The organism is Proteinivorax tanatarense (assembly GCF_040267685.1).
Lineage (GTDB): Bacteria > Bacillota > Proteinivoracia > Proteinivoracales > Proteinivoracaceae > Proteinivorax > Proteinivorax tanatarense.
On the sequence record NZ_CP158367.1, the window covers coordinates 303,233 to 320,803 of the forward strand.

Sequence of the window (17,571 nt, forward strand, 5' to 3'; positions counted from 1 at the left end):
ATTCATTCCCCAGAGCAAAATAAAACAGCACAAATACTGTTAATACCATTCAACAAATGTAACAAAAATCCCTAAAAAGGGTAAAAAATTCACCGTCCACATTTGCACATTACCTAAAGAGAATATTGAAATATTAAAAGACTGACCCCAATGTTTTGAGAACCATGGCGAATCTGCCCCTACTGAACAGTCCTATCTACATCATCCAACGTAGCAGGTAATTCATTGCCTGCGGTCATCGCAACCCAAATGATTCCCATTTCTAACTTCCCACTACACAAACGGTAATTCATTGCCTGGGGACACAAACAATCAAACGTGGTACTAATGTTATCTGAGCGCCAGGCGAAGAAACTTATCATTTAAGCCCAAGCACCTTGTAGCTTCAAAACGTAGAGGGGAATTCATTCCCTGGAATCAATTTATAAAACAATCACACCCATTTCAGCCCCATCCCTCACAGAGGTAGGGATTGACCAACGTGTCAACCTAGCACTAATTAGCTGTAAGATTACTGGTTTGTTCCAAGCATAAAATATAATCTAACACAAACTTTAATAAAATAATGTACCACTTTTATTTGACAAACCAAAATCGAGATGATATTATAATAGTGCACTAGGGGCATAGCGCACTATTATAATATCATTAGAGGCGATTTGGAGGTGAAAAATTGAACTTCGATAATTCCAAGCCAATTTACTTACAGATTATAGACTATATAAAAATACAGATTATAAAAGGGGAGCTAAAAACAGGCGATAAAATCTTATCGCAGCGAGAATTAGCTCAAAAACTAAAAGTAAATCCCAACACTGTGCAGCGAGCTTATAGAGAGATGGAAAGTAATAATCTTACAGAGACGCTTAGGGGGCAGGGAACGTTTATAGTTCATAATGAACACCTAGTAGAACAGCTTAAAGAAGAGATGGCTGAAAAAATATTAAACAGATTTTTTAAGGAGGTAAAATCTTTAGGATATAAAGATGAAGAAATTTTAGATTTGGTTAAACAAAATCAAAGCAAAAATGGGAGGATATTTTAAAATGATTGAATTACAAGAAGTAACAAAAAAGTTTGGTAAAAAGAAGGCACTAGATGATATAACAACAAAAATCAATAAAGGAAAAATAACCGGGTTGCTAGGCCCTAACGGATCAGGTAAATCCACTATGCTAAAACTTATAACCGACCTAAACAAGCCCACCTCTGGCAATATTTTAATAGATGGAGAGCAAATAAATGTAAAATCCAAAAACAGAATATCTTATTTGCCAGAAATAGACCATTTTTATTCTTGGATGAAAATATCTGATGCTAAAAATTTTGTGAAAACCTTTTATAGCGATTGGCAAGAAGAAAGATACAAAGATCTTTTGGAGTTTTTAGAGCTGGAAGAATCCATGAAAATTGACAAAATATCCAAAGGGATGAGGGCTAAGACTAAACTGCTATTATCTTTCTCAAGAAAGGCAGATATAGTTTTGTTGGATGAACCTTTGTCAGGAATAGACATTTTTACTCGCGAAAAAATCATAGAGACTATAATAAAAGACTACAGAGCTGGAGAACAGTCCATAATTATAACCACCCATGAAATAAAGGAAGTAGAAAATGTAATGGATGAAGCTCTCTTCTTAAAAAATGGGAAAATCGTACTTCAAGGAGAAATAGAAACTTTAAAAGAAGAAAAAAATCTATCGTTGGTGGACCTAATGAGGGAGGTTTACAGTAATGAAAAATAGTAACTTTAAAAAACTAATGATGCTTTTTAAAAAGGATTTAATGAACTTAAAATTTGAAAGTTTAATATTATTAGGTTTGATCGTAGTTGGATATAGCTTAATTATCTTCAGGGTACAAGCGACAGACGATATGATGAAAGCCGCAATCATAGGTAATCTTAGCTTTTTACTATTTTTAGGAACTCTGTTAATAATTTTTATACGCTCGTTTAGCCTTGTTTCAAGTGAATGGAAGAATAATACACTTTATATGATTATGCCGCTACCTGTTAAAGGTAAAAGTATTTTTTTATCAAAAATTTTAGCTATTACCACACAAACTGTAGTAATAAGTGGGGTAAGCTTAGCATTCTTAACAATCGTTTGGACTAGCATTATTGGTTTATCTGAAGTTCAGGAAATGTTAAATGCTTTTATGATAAATAGTAGTGAGTTTTTTAGTGAATACAAAGGGGAAATCACAAAAGTAATAATTACAGGATTTTTCAGTTTTATAAGCTTGATAGTTACTGTTTTTTTCAGCAGTGTAGTGGGAAGAATGTTTAAAAAAATGTCTGGATTTATAACCTTTATTACTTTTTTGCTAACAAACTACGTTATAGCAAAAATCACAAGTATAACTTACAAATTTTCAGGAATTGAATCTAGTATCCAAAACGGCACATCTGTTGAAGCTAGTATAGAAATTTTCTCAACACAACAATTTTGGTTTTATAACATACTCACAATTATTGTAACTTTAGGGCTGTTTTTTGCCACTACTTATCTTTATGATAAAAAAGTTGAACTTTAAAAACTTTACAGCGGGTTAACTGGGCTGTAAGGCCACTGATTGGAGTTTCACTTTATTGCTATTATGTAAAGGGTGATATATATACTATGACAACATGACATATATTACTATTAAAACCTCTTTTCCAAACTAAGCACTAGACAAAAAACATCTTGCTTTTTTAAAAAAGCAAGATGTTTTTTTACACCCTTAATTAAAGCAACCTATCCCTCAAAGAGGTAGGGGTTGACCACTGTGTCAACCCAATCAACAGTTGGTACCAAAAACATCCAACCGGCCCCAAATTAACGTATAGGGGAATTCATTGCAATATTGCAAGCCTGTCTACCTCCAAGTATTTCAAGCTTCTTGAATTGACTTCTCTTCATGCTCAAATAAAAGATCAACAATAACAAGGAAAACAAAATCCTAGCTAGAAGTTATTAAAAGAACCACGATTATCAACCTGAGCATCAGCGGAGGAGCTTATCATTCCACAAAAAGGAGTGTAATTCAAATGAATATAGAAATAATATTCTATGGCGATAAACCAGTTCAAGACAACCAACTAAAATTTGCAGTAATAATGGCTAAATACAAAGGAAAATGGATTCTATCAAAACATAAAGAAAGAACCACATGGGAAATACCAGGAGGGCGTAGAGAAAGGGAAGAATCCATTGACAACACCGCTAAAAGAGAACTAAAAGAAGAAACAGGAGCACAGAAATTTAACATAAAACCTGTATCCGTCTATTCTGTAAAAAGAGAAGAAGAATCCTTTGGCAAGTTATATTATGCCGAAGTGCAAAAGCTAGGCAAATTGCCTGATTTAGAGATAGGTGAAATCAAACTATTTGATCAGCTGCCCAGCAACCTAACCTACCCACAAATACAACCACAGTTATTCAAAAAAGTAGCAAACAATTAAAAACAGCTAATAATACAATTATCAAAACCCCATTTGTATCCAAGTACTTGCTTTGGGTCTATCAATCACCGTAGCAGATAAATTATTGCCTGCGGCACAAATAACCTAACTAGGCTATAAAGCTGTCATCCTGAAACCTAGCCGAAGGATTATATTACTTAAATTAAAACCCATTGTGACTCCAAAAACGCAAAGGAGAATTCAATCCCTAAAGTAAGATGCAACTACAGAAACCGTTCACAGGAGGAAAATACAATGAATGAAATATTTGAAACAACCCAAGCTCAACAAGAAAAAATTATAAAAAACTACTTTGAAGAAAATGAAAAGTTAAAACTAAAACAAATGCCAGCAAAGCAAAAACGAAAAGCAGTAATCCTAAAGCGAATAGCAGAAGAATTCAACCCTGACTCAAAATACACAGAAAAAGAAGTCAACGATCTAATAGAGAACATATATCCAGACTATGTAACCATAAGAAGATATTTAATAGAATTTGGATTTATGGAAAGAACAAAAGACGGAAGCAAATATTGGATAAAACGCTAGACAAAAAAGGGAGCGCAAAAGCGCTCCCTTTTTAAATACATCTAAACCTGATCAAACTGTCTTAACTCCATCGTGCACCATTAAGGTAGCAGGTAATTCATTGCCTGCGGATATAGGATCATCTTATGTAGCTAAAACCTCAAAGAGGTAGGTGTTGACCACTGTGTCAACCCAAGCAATAGTTGGCATCAAAAACCCCTAACCTATAAAATTAACGTAAAGGGGAATTCATTCCCCGGAGAAAGTCAGCTAAATGCTCTCGGTATGGATCTGTTATGCTTAACAGTAACAAATGCACCTATCCTTACCATCCTACACCCAGCATCTCCATAGGGGAATCTATTTACTAAAAAAAGATAATTATTGTTTTGACAAAGAATATATAGTTAACAGCAAGTTTAATAAAGGATTGGATTAATGAGCCAAAAACAAGTATAGAAGTTATTCTTGCTGCAAAAACAATTAGAAGTTAAAGCTAAAGTTAGCTTCGTTAGAGAAAACTGACAAATTGGAAAAACTTATTACCGTTGGTACAGTTCATAGGTTTCAGTGTAGAGAAAGAAAAATAACTATATTGTCCACAGTTTACGGATCCCAAGAAAAATGCCATTTTATAGATGCTAACAAAAGTATGCTAAATGTTGCAGTTTCAAGGGCTAAAGACAGTTATTTAGTCTTTGGAGATATAAACTGTCTAAGCAAAATGAAGAAAAAACCAGTGGATTGCTAAAAAAAGTATTAACTGATAATACTACCCTAGTATTTAAGCTCGAAGTAATACCAAAGCACCCCATCCAAATGACACAATGAAAGGATACCTCCTACAAAAGCAAACGGAGGCAAAACAATGAACCTAAAGCTAGACACCATTTACACCTATCTAACTTAGCAGGTAATTCATTGTCTACGGACACCAATAAAAAAATTAGCTATAAAAGTTGTCAACCTGAGGCCGAGCCGAAGGAGCTTATTACTTGGATTACAAACCTTTTGTAGCTTCAAAAGTGTAGAGGGGAATTCATTCCCCGAACCAAGACACAACTGTTCAACCATCGCTCAACAACCGTTCAATTACCGCTACACCAATCCAATAAATGCAACAAACCCACAAATAGGGTAAAAAAGTCAACGTCAAATTTGCACACTAAGAAATTGCTTAGGTCAAATTCAGGCATCATAACCTCTATCACCGGGCTTGAACGTTCCACGGCTGTAACTCCAATTGCTTGTTTTCCCTGACTTATGGGCACACCGCTAAAGGGGCGTCCATGCCCCTATAGCGCCTTGCTGAGCGTCCATGCATCAGCAGCCCAACGCAGGGAATCCTTCACAAGGAGTTAAAACGCCGCTCCACCATCAAGCCCTATAGGTAGAGGTTATGATGTCTTCAGTTGGTCTAGAGAGTAAAAGTTCTCAGTAACTTTATTAATTGGGACAAAGCAAACCAGATTACCCAATAACATTCCATATGTAGGGGTGGATCAATATATATTTCTAAATCTTATAAATAGAGCAGGACTAGCTTGCGTTATTGTAGAAGATGTATTTATATATTATTGCAAAGAAGGGGATAGTTTTGTTATTTTCAGAAAGATATGGATATAAAAAGGTTACCAAGTCCTTCAGGTTGAAGAGCTAAACTATGAGACAAAAGTGGGGCTATGGAATGTTTTGACTAAATTTTATTGGGACGAAGCTGATAAAGACAAATACTGGGATTCTAGCCCTGAGATGAGTGACTTAATAAGCAGCTTGTGGTGTGACTATTTCAAACTTCTTATTGATGAAATAGAAGATGTGTTTTGGGACAATGTACACAAATTAATAAAGAAATTCTATTTTAGTGAAGAGGTTCATTGGTATGAAGTATACGACTTTATAGAGTTTATTGGAAATTGTAAAGCATTTTCTCTATATCTAAGGAGTTTTAAAAAGGAATGCAACAAAGTCTTAGAAAGAGAAAGAGCAGCGTACCGATTTAATGGCAACCACATTACTTCAATTGTTAATGATAATGAAATAAAAGAAGTAGAAACAGCACTTAACAATAATAAGCTCAAACACGTTTCCACCCACTTAGATAATGCATTAGAGTTACTGTCTGATAGAAAAAATCCAGATTATCGTAATTCAATAAAAGAATCTATAAGTGCTGTGGAGGGCGTGGCTAGATTAATATTAGGCAAGAAAAAGCGAGGGTTGAAAGAATACTTAAACGAGCTTGAGAAAAAGTTAGGAATGGAGTTACATAATTCTTTAAGGGAAGGCTTTATAAAAATATATGGATATACAAGTGATGGTGATGGAATAAGGCATGCCCTTACCGATTCCTCCACAGTAAACTTTGAAGATGCGAAATTTATGCTTGTTACTTGTTCAGCTTTTGTTAATTATTTAGTATCAAAGGCTCAACAAGCGGAATTTGATTTAGCTTAACCCCAATAAAACACCCCATCCTTACGACACAAAAGTGTCGTAAGGATGGGGTGTAATTATTTTACACAAATATCCACCCCCCCCCTTGACTATTCACCAAACAACTGGGTATAATAGACCTAATTAAAATGTTAAATAAAATATTTAACAAAAACAGAAGGAGGGGGAATGTGAAGTTATGTGATTTTGCTGAGGTTAAGACTGGGGTTGTGCTTGCTCGTAAGAAGGTTAATGGTAATGGTGATGTTGCTGCTACATATAATTTGCTTACTTTAAATAACATCGGTGATAATGGATTTATTATTGATGGTAGTGGTTTTGAAACGTTTCATAGTAGCGATGCTTTAGGGGCTCATTACTTTACTGAAGTTGGGGATGTTGTTATGCGGCTTAGTCATCCTCATACTGCTGTTTATATTGATGAGAAGCATGCCGGTCTTTTGGTCCCGTCTTACTTTGCCATTATTAAAGCTGATGCCTGTAAGTGTTTGCCCCAATTTATATCTTGGTATTTAAACTCTTCTATGGTAAAAAGAGAGTTAGAGCGATCTCAAAGTGGCTCTCGGATACCTAGCACCAACAAAAATGTGCTAAAGTCCATTCCTATGCAGGAAATAACCTTAGAGAAACAGAAGTGGGTAGTAGATTTATTAAAACTACATCAAAGAGAAAAAAACCTCTATCATAGATTGATAGAGGAAAAAGAAAAAGAGTTTACCGCAATAACACAACAAATCTTAGCTAAAAAATAAGGGGGAGAAAAAATGAGCGAAAAAGTAACCCAAGATCAAATTAACTCTGTCCTATGGCAAGCGGCAGACACATTTAGAGGAAAGATAGATTCCAGTACGTACAAAGATTATATCCTGACTATGCTGTTTGTGAAGTATATCAGCGATTCATATAAAGAAAGCGTAGAGCAATACACAGAAAGATACAATGGAGATGAAAGACGGATAGAGCGTGCCCTATCCAGGGAACGGTTTGTGCTAGAAGAAAACACAACCTTTGACTATCTCTATGAAAGAAGAACCAGCCCAGAAATTGGCGAAACCATCAACAAAGCCCTATCAGGCATAGAGGAAAACAACAGCAGAAAACTTAGAGGAGTATTTAGAAACATAGACTTTAACTCCGAATCGGTGTTAGGAAAAGCCAGAGAAAGAAATGCCATCTTACGTTCATTGCTAGAAGACTTCAATAGATTAAACCTAAGACCCTCGGTACTAGGTGATGAAGATATAATTGGAGATGCATATCAATACATGATTGGCGAGTTTGCTTCAGGTGCCGGTAAAAAAGGTGGAGAGTTTTACACCCCTGGAATGGCATCAGAGCTACTAGCTCGTCTAGTTAAGCCAGAGGAGAACGACCGTATCTACGACCCTACCTGTGGATCTGGCTCGTTACTTATTAAAGTGGCAAACAAGGTGCCAAATAAAAAGGTCGCCATCTACGGTCAAGAGCGAAATGGTGCAACCCATTCCCTAGCTCTTATGAATATGTACCTTCACGGCATTGACGATGCCAAGTTACAGTGGGGCGATACCCTAGCAAATCCTCTACACCTAGAAGATGAAAAGCTAATGAAGTTCCAAGCCATAGTAGCAAATCCGCCATTTTCACTGGACAAATGGGCTATGGGCTTTGCAGGAGAGGGTGCCAACGACAAGAAGTTTAAAATGGACGCCAGCTTAGACCCCCATCGCCGTTTTGAGTGGGGAGTACCACCATCGTCAAAAGGCGATTACGCTTTCGTTCAACACATGCTTTACTCGCTAGCAGAAAATGGCCGCATGGCAACAATCCTACCCCATGGAGTGCTGTTTAGAGGAGCTAGCGAAGGCAAAATCAGAAAGCAAATAATAGACATGAACCTACTAGATGCAGTTATTGGCCTACCGGAAAAACTTTTCTACGGCACAGGGATTCCAGCCTGCATCATGGTATTTAAAAAGAATCGTCAGCGAAAAGATGTGCTATTTATCGATGCATCAGGGGAAGGAAACTACGAAAAAGGTAAAAACCAAAACCGCATGAGAGAACAAGACATAGCAAAAATAGTTGAAACCTACGAAAACTACGAAATAAAAGACAAATACTCCTATGTAGCTACACTAGATGAAATAAAAGAAAACGACTACAACCTTAATATTCCTCGCTACGTAGATACCTTCGAAGAGGAAGAACCGGTGGACATGGAACAGGTGAAAGGAAATATTAAAGACATAAAAAAAGAACTTAGCGAAGTGGAAGAGCAGATGGAAAAATATTTGGAAGAACTAGGATTGTAGAAAATAATTATGATAATAATTAGGCTTAAGCTTAGCTTTCAAACAAACGAGTCTTTTTGACAGTTAAATTTCACATATAAAGCATTAACAACTTTAAATAGAAGGTGAAAATTATGGGAAACAAAAGAAGTAACAATTGGAGGGTAGGTCGATTACAAGAAATAGCATATGTCGTTATGGGGCAGTCACCGCCTGGAAGTTCATATAACACTGAAGGGAAAGGAGTAGGTCTAATAAATGGACCTACAGAGTTTACAAAAAAACATCCTGTTGTTAAACAATGGACAGTAGAACCTAAAAAATATTGTGAAAATAGAGATGTTTTATTATGTGTAAGAGGGAGTTCAACGGGCAGAATTAACATATCAGACAGTAAATATTGTATTGGTAGGGGAGTTGCAGCCATCTCAGCTAGAGAAAATATGGGTGTTACAGACTATATATACTATCTGATTGATCACAAAGTAAATAACCTTTTAAACTGTACAACCGGTTCGACTTTTCCTAATTTAAGTAGTGCAGAAATAAAAGGATTTGAAATAAAAATTCCCTCTCTACCTGAACAACAAAAAATAGCTTCCATCCTATCAACATGGGATAAGGCTATACAGTTAAAAGAAAAGCTAATCCAGCAGAAAAAAGAACAGAAAAAAGGCCTGATGCAAAAGCTTCTAACAGGAGAAAAAAGACTTCCTGGGTTTGAGGGAGAGTGGGAAGAAGTAAAGTTGGGGGAAGTTATTAAAGAAAGCAAGGATAAAACATTAAAACATAACCAATATCCAGTGCTAACTTCATCAAGGAAAGGTATATACTTACAAGATAAGTATTTCTCCAAACAAGTTGCTAGCAGAAATAATACTGGCTACAAAATTATTAAAGAAGGTGAGTTTACTTATCGAACTATGAGTGATGATGGAAAATTTGTTTTTAATAGATTGGCTGATGTTCCAGTGGGCATTGTTAGTCCAGCATATGTTGTTTTTAGAGCTGTAGAAATGGAACCAGTTTTTCTAGAAGAGTTTTTGAATTCTCATCAGTTTAACAGGTATATAAGAGCTAATGTTCAAGGTGGTACACGACTTAGTTATAAATATAAGAGTCTATCAGAAACTATAGTTAAGATACCTTCTAAAGATGAACAAAAAGCAATAGCAGACATTATTTTGCAATCAAATAAAGAAATAAAGCTACTACAACAAGAACTAGAACAACTAAAACAACAAAAGAAAGGCCTAATGCAGCTATTGCTTACGGGAAAAGTCAGAGTAAAGGTTTAACCTTTACTCCTTTTCCCATTTAACAAAGAAATGGAGGTGTAGTTTTGAGATATTCAAGTCAAAGCGAAGAAAATATAAGCCAGCAGCCTGCTATTGAAGTGCTGCAAGGTTTGGGGTATGAGTATATAGCTCCCGAAAAAGCAGAGCAGATGCGAATTAGTATGTATAGCCCTTTTCTCAACTCAGTTCTAGAAGAAAAACTAAAAGAGTTAAATTCCTTTGAGTACAAAGGACAGCAGCACTCTTTTAGCGATGGTAACATTCAAAAAGCTATCAGGGACTTAGACGAGCCCCTTACTGACGGCCTTGTCAAAACCAACGAAAAAATATACGAATCTTTAATGCTGGGTCGCAGTTATACAGAGTACCTGCCCGATGGATCTATCAAATCTTTTACCCTCAAATACATAGACTGGGAAAATATCGAAAACAACTCATTTCATATAGTAGAGGAATTTTCCGTAGAGCGAGAAACAGGGGATGAAATGGCACGGCCGGATATCGTTCTGTTCATTAACGGTATTCCTTTTGCTGTTATTGAGTGCAAAAAGGCAGCTATGGGTGTAGCCCAAGGTGTAGAGCAAACTATCCGTAATCAGCGCAATGACTATATTCCACAACTTTTTAAGTTTGTTCAGCTAGTTATGGCAACAAATAAGAACGAAGTAAAATATGCCACCTGTGGCACCCCAAAAAGATTTTGGTCTGTGTGGAAAGAAGAGCATGAAACGTGGCTCAACGAACATTTACAAACCCTAGTCACCAACCGAATCGCCACCACTCAAGACAAAAACATCATCTCCCTATGTCATCCAAAGCGTTTGTTGGAGCTAACTAAATTTTTTACTGTCTTTGATAAAGACATAAAGAAAATATGTCGCTATCAACAATACTTTGCCATAAAGGAAATTATAGAAACAATAGGAACCTACGACGAAGCGGGCAACCGCCAAAGCGGGGTTATTTGGCATACCCAAGGCTCTGGCAAAAGTTTAACAATGGTAATGCTAGCTAAATATATTTTATCTAACCTTGCTAAACACAGCCCTAAGGTTGTAATTGTTACAGACAGGGTGGAGCTAGACAAGCAAATTCATAACACCTTTAACCACACAAGGCTAAAAGCTAGCCGAGCAAGATCTGGATCACACCTAGTAGATCTTATCGATGATAACAATGCCGACATTATAACCACATTGGTCCACAAGTTTGACACAGCATCCCAAACCAGCGACGCCATAGAATCAAAAGATGTTTTTGTGCTGGTAGATGAAAGTCACAGAACCCAGTATGGAGAGCTGCACACCAAAATGAAAAGGGTATTTCCAAATGCCTGCTATTTAGGTTTTACCGGAACCCCCCTTATGAAAAAAGAAAAAAACACCATGATAAAATTTGGCAAGCTAATCCACACCTACACCATAGCCGATGGGGTCAAAGACAAAGCTATCTTACCGCTGTTATATGAAGGCAAGATGGTGGAGCAAACAATTAACCAAAACGCTGTAGACAGGAAACTAGAAATGATTACCCGACATCTTAACGAAAAGCAAAAAGATGAGGTTATGCAAAAATGGTCCCAGTATGAAAGAATAGCATCGTCGGACCAGCGGATAGAAATGATAGCCTTTGACATTAACAAACACTTCTTTGACAACTACAAAACTCAAGGCTCACAGTTTAAAGCTATGCTAGCTACAAACAGCAAAATCGAAGCCATTCGCTACTTTGATGCCTTTGAAGAGTTAGGAGATTTAAACACTGCTGTGGTAATATCCCCACCGGATAAGCGAGAGGGATACGATGCCGTAGATGAAGAATCCAAAAACAAAGTTATTAACTTTTGGAGCAAAATGATGAACCGCTATGGCAGCGAAGAAGCTTATGAAGATGCCATAAAAGACGAGTTTGTAAATGGCGATGAAATAGATCTGTTAATAGTGGTTGATAAGCTACTAACAGGCTTTGATGCCCCTAAAGCTACAGTGCTATATATCGATAAGCCCCTAAAAGAGCATACACTCCTACAAGCTATAGCAAGAGTAAACCGCCTCCATGAAGGAAAGGATTACGGTTTTATCATAGACTACAGAGGTCTACTTGAAAGGCTGGACACCGCCATGGAGATGTACTCCGGCGCTGGCCTAGAAAACTTTGATCCCGAAGATTTAAAGGGAGCACTACATGATGTAATCAGTGTAATAGGTTCTTTAAGACAATACCACTCAGAGCTTATGGATATATTTGCACCAATAAAGAACAAAGGAGACAGTGAAGAGTATGAAGTGCTGCTAGCTGACGAAGAACTGCGAGAAGATTTTTACGAAGTCCTTAGTAAATTTGGCCGTAACCTAGGTATAGCGTTAGAATCGGAAAAAATTTACGATGCCATAGGACAAAAAGAGCTAAACAAATACAAAAAAGATCTAAAGTTCTTCCAAAGTCTTAGAAAGACCGTAAAACTTCGCTACTCCGACACCGTAGACCACAAAGAATACGAAGCAAAGATGCAAAAAATAATGGACCAGTATATATCCTCAGAAGATATCATGAGGATAACCAATCCAGTAGATATCCTAAACGAAAAAGACTTTGAAGATGAGCTAGACCGTCTAGGTTCAAAAAGGGCTAAAGCAGATGCCATCCAATCAAGGCTTACAAAAAGCATAAACGCCAAATGGGATGAAAACCCCGCCCACTATAAAAAGTTTTCACAAAGACTACAGGATATACTAGACGAGTACAGAGAACGCCGCATATCAGAAAAAGAATACTTTGAAAAAATGAAGGACCTTATGAATGACTACCGCCAAGGCGAGCCCACTGATGACTATCCAGAGACCATAAAGAAAAATAAATCAGCCCAAGCTTTTTACGGAGTAACAAAAGAAGTGGTCCTAGACAATAAAGAAAGTAATATTAACTATGATGCAATAGGAAAGCTGGCACTAGAAGTGGATAAAATTATTCAAAAGTATGCCAAAGTAGACTGGAAAAACAACCCCGAAGTCCATAACCGCATAGAACAAGAAGTAGATGACCTAATATTTGATTTTACTGAAGAACAAGGCATTGATTTAAGCGTAGATGAAATAGATAAACTACTAGAACAAGTTAAAAAAATAGCTCAAAGACGTTACTAGATAGGGTGACTAATATGGAAAAACATCAAGTAAAATACGGAGAAGAAACAATAGAGTTCCAACTGCAAAGAAAAGACGTCAAAAACGTAAACCTTAACATAAAGCCTGACACAACAGTACAAGTGTCCGCCAACCACAAAGTTCCAGATGACTTTATATACAACTTTGTAAAAGGCAAAGGTTCTTGGATAAAAAAGCAGCAGAAAAAATTTGAGAAAGTAGCTCCCCAGCCGCAAAGCGAACGGGAATACGTAAGCGGTGAATCCTTCAAATACCTAGGCAAACAATACCGACTAAAGGTAGAACAAACTGACGAAATCGAGCAAGTAAAATACTTAAGAGGCTTTATCCACCTATATGTAAAAGACAAAACCAACCACAACAAAAAAGCAAAACTACTCCAAAACTGGTACCGCACAAAAGCTAAACAAACCTTTCAAAAATCCCTAGATAAAATGTACCCCAAAGTAGGAAAATACGGCATAAAAAAACCAAACCTAGAAACCCGCCAAATGAAAGCCCGCTGGGGCTCAGCTCTAATAGAAACAAACATAATCCTAATAAACAAAGACCTAATAAAAGCCCCAAAACACTGCATAGACTACGTAATCCTACACGAACTACTACACTTCAAAAACAACAACCACAACCAAGACTTCTACCAAACCCTAAACATTCTAATGCCTGACTGGGAAGAACGGAAGAAGATACTAGATGAGGAAGTAGTGCGGGAGTTGTAGGGATAAATATAATAAGATGACATATTTAGAAAAGACAGCTTGATTTTAGTTAAGCTGTCTTTTTCGTTGAACAAAATAAAGGAATTTTCAAAAGAATGTAGAAAAGGTTTAATTGGAGGTAATATTTACCTGTACTAAATTGATGTATGCAAATTAGTGCTTTAAATTTGGCACAACTTAGGCTATATGGAGGTGTAAGTAATGGAAGAAATAAGTATTAATAGGCTCAGGTCGTTGGTAGATATTCAACAAATTAAAATTAGCCCAATAACCGTTTTAGTGGGAAAAAATAGTTCTGGAAAGAGTACCTTTCTTAGAACATTTCCCTTGTTTAAACAATCAATTGCAAGAAAGACTTCTGAACCTATATTGTGGTTTGACGAATATGGTGTAGATTTTGGTGACTTTGAAACTGCTAAAAACAATGTTGTAAAGAATGACACGATAGAGTTTGGTTTTACTTTTAGCATAAAAAAGAATAAATTAATCTTCAGGAGGTCGGGTTTTGATTTTGATGATAAAGATAGTATAAATGTTGAATTGGGGGTAAAAAAAAATTATTTAGCAGACCTTTTAGTTTGCATGGCAGACCAAAAGATTAAACTAGAGTTTAAAGATAAAGGGCAAATATCTAAATTTACTGTAAATGATGAATCAATGATCACTAATGATTTGAGGTGGGATTCGAACCCTTTTGGTTTGATTCCAGAGATAGCGGATGAAAGGTTTATAACATATAATAGCCAAGAATTTTTCAGGTATAAGAATCAAGGATTTTTACCCTATAAGAGTCAGTTAGTTAAACTCTTTTTAAAAAAAGCTCATAGTTCAACTAAAGAAGAAACTATTAGAAGAGCAATAGCAAACATAGTATTTGGAAATAAAAGAAATATGTATAATGCTATGATTAAAAGTAACTTTCCAAATAAGTTAAAAGAGAATCTGAAATCTCTAGACATAGAGACATCAGAGTTTAAGCAAATTAATAATTTGCTTATTGCACAAGAAATTAACCATATTCTAGATATATGTAATAAGTTGATTTCAAAATCAATTCAGTCAGTGAAATATATGAAGCCTGTAAGAGCAAATGCAGAAAGATATTATAGGATACAAGGTTTATCTGTAGACGAAATCGATCCTAGTGGTGATAATATCCCTATGTTTCTAAATAATTTAACAGATTCAGAAAAAGACAAATTCGAAAAGTGGACACAAGAGCGATTTAATCTTAAGTTTTCAATTTCTAAAAAGCAAGGGCATGTTTCGATGGTCATGAAAGACGAAAATACTAACCAAAGTTATAACTTAGCAGATACTGGTTATGGTTATTCTCAAATATTACCTATTATCGTATTATTATGGCAGGCGCAAAGAGTAAAAAATCGTGTTAGGTCCTATTCTCTCTATAGAACAGTAGATAGCTTAATTGTAATTGAGCAGCCTGAACTTCATTTGCATCCAGCTTTTCAAGCGAAATTAGTTGATCTTTTTGCGAGAATCGTTCAAGAAGCTAGTAGCCATAATAAAGAAATTCGTTTTATAATTGAAACTCATAGCGAGACCATGGTAAATAGATTGGGACACTTAATTGCAAGAGAATTTCTGAGTAAAGATGATGTTAATGTACTCTTATTTGATAAAGTAGAAAATTATAAAACTGAAATAGAGTCAATGGAGTTTACTGAAAATGGGGCGTTAAAAAATTGGCCAATTGGTTTTTTTGAACCAGATGCTCCAAGGAGGTAATTTGTTATAATGCTAATTAGTATAGATGAATCCGTAATTGATTTTATTAGAGAAAATAAGGAAGAGCTTAACTATTGCTCTAAGGTTATAAAAAGTTTAAATACAATTGCACGAGCTTATGCTGATAAAGAACATTTTGTTATAGGCGATGTTTATACACTTGAATATCTTTGTAAATGCGAACTATTAGAAAATACTAGCAAACGCATGTTCACAAGTATAAGCTCACAGTATGTATTTATAGCGGGACTTCAAGATAGATTGAACTGCAAAGTAGTAGCGCATAAGAAAGGTAATAATTTTTTTAAAGAAGGAAATGAGTATTGGGTGCCAATTGATAGATTTGAAAAGTTGAGGGAGTCCTATTTGGTATCTGAGGATTTATCGGACTGTGGGTTTTATGAGTCTCTATGTAAAAAGATGATGAGAGGAAAAAGGAACTTTGATGGTGTAAACCTTAAATTTTTTCCAGATAGTTGTAGTGGCAATCAAGCAGACCGTACAGTAACAAGTTTATTGCAAAGAGGTCATGAGGCTTTTATTTTGCTTATAGTTGATACAGATAAGGATCACCATGAAAGTAGGCCCGGGCCATCATTTGATGAAGCGCTAAAGGTATATAAAAAAACAAAAACATCTAATGTAATAAAGTTACATGAAATGAAATTAAGAGAAAAAGAAAACTTAGTTCCACCATCATTATTCCTTCTTATAGAGAATCCGCCTCATGAGGAAATTTTAAGATTCTTATCTGAATTAGAGCCTTACCCCGAGTATGAAAATGTATTAAGGTATCTTGATATTAAAGATGGATTTAAAGTTGGAACTTATATAGGGCGAGGTTTATATGAAAACGTAATAAAAGGATTAGAAACAGAAAACCTACTTGCTTGCAGCTTAACTAATGATAACAATAAAACAATTTTCAATGGTATTGGTAATAAAGTTTTAGAAAATAAGTTTCAAAAACAGGTTTTAGAAGGTGGGTTACTCTCCATAATAAAAGAAAAAGAAAAATTACTAGAAGAAGGGAAAGAAATCCCCCGCAATGTTTTGGTAGAGCTTAATTACAAGTATAATAAATCAAAGGAGTTGTTTGCTTCATTACCAACTTATATAGAAGAAGACTGGCACCAACTGTGTGAAGATATAGTATCATGGGGATGTTGTCCACAGAATGTGAAAGAGGTTAACTAAGGAAAACCTCTGGGTCATAAAACCAAGCATGAGCCAAGGAGGCAGGATCCTTGGTCCACTTTTATTAGTATAAGTCTTTACTGGAAATTTAGCAGCTTTCAATTTCCTTTCTCGGCTTCTTTCTAATCTTTCTTTATACAGCTCTTCAAGTAAATCCATTAAAAATTGTTCTTTAGATCTAAACTCAAGTCCGTCACATATATCCATTAGCGAATTGGATATACTCAGTTTTTTTTGGTAAAATTTAATTTTATCTATCATCTCTCATTCTTCCCATAAGTGAGTTGTAGGATTCTGCACTGATGTCATAGTCTGGGAGGCGAGGTAAAGCAGGGGGTGAATGATTTTGGTGGTAAACGGAGACATCCTCTGTAAGACGGTAGTAAGTTGTCCATAAAGCAGCAGTTTCTTTAACAGATTTCCTTATGTTTTCAGCTAAAACTTTCTCCGCAAATGCCATATCTTTTTCAAGTAAGCACATTTTTAAAAACTTTAGACTTTGTTTTAAATCCTCACTATCCATTTCATTTGTATATGACTTCCAATTATCCGGAAGTAAAGAGTAAAACCCTGAATATTTTAATGCTCTTGGTCTTGCTACGATAACGTCGATAAAGTCCATCCAATGTGTAGATTTTTTGCCCTTTTCAAAAAGCCTGTTATGCCTTGTTATCTCACGATAGTCTTTATCATAAATCACCAACTCGTTAGCAAGAATTTTTACCCATACATAACTGC

15 protein-coding genes and 1 pseudogene are annotated in these 17,571 nt (G+C 35.8%); 14 read left to right on the plus strand and 2 right to left on the minus strand.

Going from position 1 to position 17,571, the window contains the following annotated elements; genetic code table 11:
- The first annotated feature begins 673 nt into the window (after nucleotides 1–673).
- The 14 genes and pseudogenes from PRVXT_RS01590 (at nucleotide 674) to PRVXT_RS01655 (ending at nucleotide 16,833) form a co-directional block, all read left to right on the plus strand.
- Entirely contained in the window at nucleotides 674–1,045 is a 372-nt protein-coding gene (locus PRVXT_RS01590; protein WP_350343953.1) for a GntR family transcriptional regulator, read from the plus strand.
- A 1-nt stretch (nucleotide 1,046) separates the two neighbouring features.
- The gene (locus PRVXT_RS01595; protein ID WP_350343954.1) at nucleotides 1,047–1,745 is read left to right on the plus strand and encodes an ABC transporter ATP-binding protein; all 699 of its coding nucleotides are present in this window, start codon (nucleotides 1,047–1,049) and stop codon (nucleotides 1,743–1,745) included.
- Nucleotides 1,735–2,538, plus strand: coding sequence for a hypothetical protein (locus tag PRVXT_RS01600; protein WP_350343955.1), 804 nt, complete (start codon nucleotides 1,735–1,737; stop codon nucleotides 2,536–2,538). Before PRVXT_RS01595 ends, PRVXT_RS01600 begins: the two co-directional genes overlap by 11 nt.
- Before the next feature lie 496 nt (nucleotides 2,539–3,034).
- A complete protein-coding gene (locus PRVXT_RS01605; protein ID WP_350343956.1) occupies nucleotides 3,035–3,448 on the plus strand; it encodes an NUDIX hydrolase in 414 nt (137 codons plus the stop codon).
- 255 nt (nucleotides 3,449–3,703) lie between these two features.
- Nucleotides 3,704–3,997, plus strand: coding sequence for a DUF2087 domain-containing protein (locus tag PRVXT_RS01610; protein ID WP_350343957.1), 294 nt, complete (start codon nucleotides 3,704–3,706; stop codon nucleotides 3,995–3,997).
- 508 nt (nucleotides 3,998–4,505) lie between these two features.
- Entirely contained in the window at nucleotides 4,506–4,727 is a 222-nt protein-coding gene (locus PRVXT_RS01615) for an AAA domain-containing protein (RefSeq protein WP_350343958.1), read from the plus strand.
- Nucleotides 4,728–5,623: 896 nt separating this feature from the next.
- Nucleotides 5,624–6,433, plus strand: a pseudogene (locus tag PRVXT_RS01620) (AbiJ-NTD4 domain-containing protein); the annotation flags it as partial.
- A 170-nt stretch (nucleotides 6,434–6,603) separates the two neighbouring features.
- Nucleotides 6,604–7,185: a hypothetical protein gene (locus PRVXT_RS01625; RefSeq protein ID WP_350343959.1), complete on the plus strand. Its 582-nt coding sequence runs from the start codon at nucleotides 6,604–6,606 to the stop codon at nucleotides 7,183–7,185.
- A gap of 12 nt (nucleotides 7,186–7,197) precedes the next feature.
- Nucleotides 7,198–8,727 carry a type I restriction-modification system subunit M gene (locus tag PRVXT_RS01630; RefSeq protein ID WP_350343960.1) on the plus strand — a complete coding sequence of 510 codons (1,530 nt, stop codon included), beginning with the start codon at nucleotides 7,198–7,200 and terminating at the stop codon, nucleotides 8,725–8,727.
- Nucleotides 8,728–8,840: 113 nt separating this feature from the next.
- A complete protein-coding gene (locus tag PRVXT_RS01635; RefSeq protein WP_350343961.1) occupies nucleotides 8,841–10,004 on the plus strand; it encodes a restriction endonuclease subunit S in 1,164 nt (387 codons plus the stop codon).
- A gap of 44 nt (nucleotides 10,005–10,048) precedes the next feature.
- Nucleotides 10,049–13,147, plus strand: a complete 3,099-nt coding sequence (locus tag PRVXT_RS01640) for a type I restriction endonuclease subunit R (protein WP_350343962.1) — start codon at nucleotides 10,049–10,051, stop codon at nucleotides 13,145–13,147.
- 14 nt (nucleotides 13,148–13,161) lie between these two features.
- On the plus strand, nucleotides 13,162–13,887 hold the full coding sequence (locus PRVXT_RS01645) for a M48 family metallopeptidase (RefSeq protein ID WP_350343963.1): 726 nt from the start codon (nucleotides 13,162–13,164) through the stop codon (nucleotides 13,885–13,887).
- A gap of 201 nt (nucleotides 13,888–14,088) precedes the next feature.
- Complete coding sequence (locus PRVXT_RS01650) at nucleotides 14,089–15,636, plus strand: AAA family ATPase (RefSeq protein ID WP_350343964.1); 1,548 nt, start codon at nucleotides 14,089–14,091, stop codon at nucleotides 15,634–15,636.
- Nucleotides 15,637–15,645: 9 nt separating this feature from the next.
- A complete protein-coding gene (locus tag PRVXT_RS01655) occupies nucleotides 15,646–16,833 on the plus strand; it encodes a hypothetical protein (RefSeq protein WP_350343965.1) in 1,188 nt (395 codons plus the stop codon).
- On the opposite strand, the gene PRVXT_RS01660 is transcribed toward PRVXT_RS01655, so the two are convergent.
- Nucleotides 16,792–17,094, minus strand: coding sequence for a hypothetical protein (locus tag PRVXT_RS01660; RefSeq protein ID WP_350343966.1), 303 nt, complete (start codon nucleotides 17,092–17,094; stop codon nucleotides 16,792–16,794). The genes PRVXT_RS01655 and PRVXT_RS01660 overlap by 42 nt on opposite strands.
- Nucleotides 17,084–17,533, minus strand: a complete 450-nt coding sequence (locus tag PRVXT_RS01665) for a hypothetical protein (RefSeq protein WP_350343967.1) — start codon at nucleotides 17,531–17,533, stop codon at nucleotides 17,084–17,086. The genes PRVXT_RS01660 and PRVXT_RS01665 overlap by 11 nt, the downstream gene beginning before the upstream one ends.
- Nucleotides 17,534–17,571: the final 38 nt, after the last annotated feature.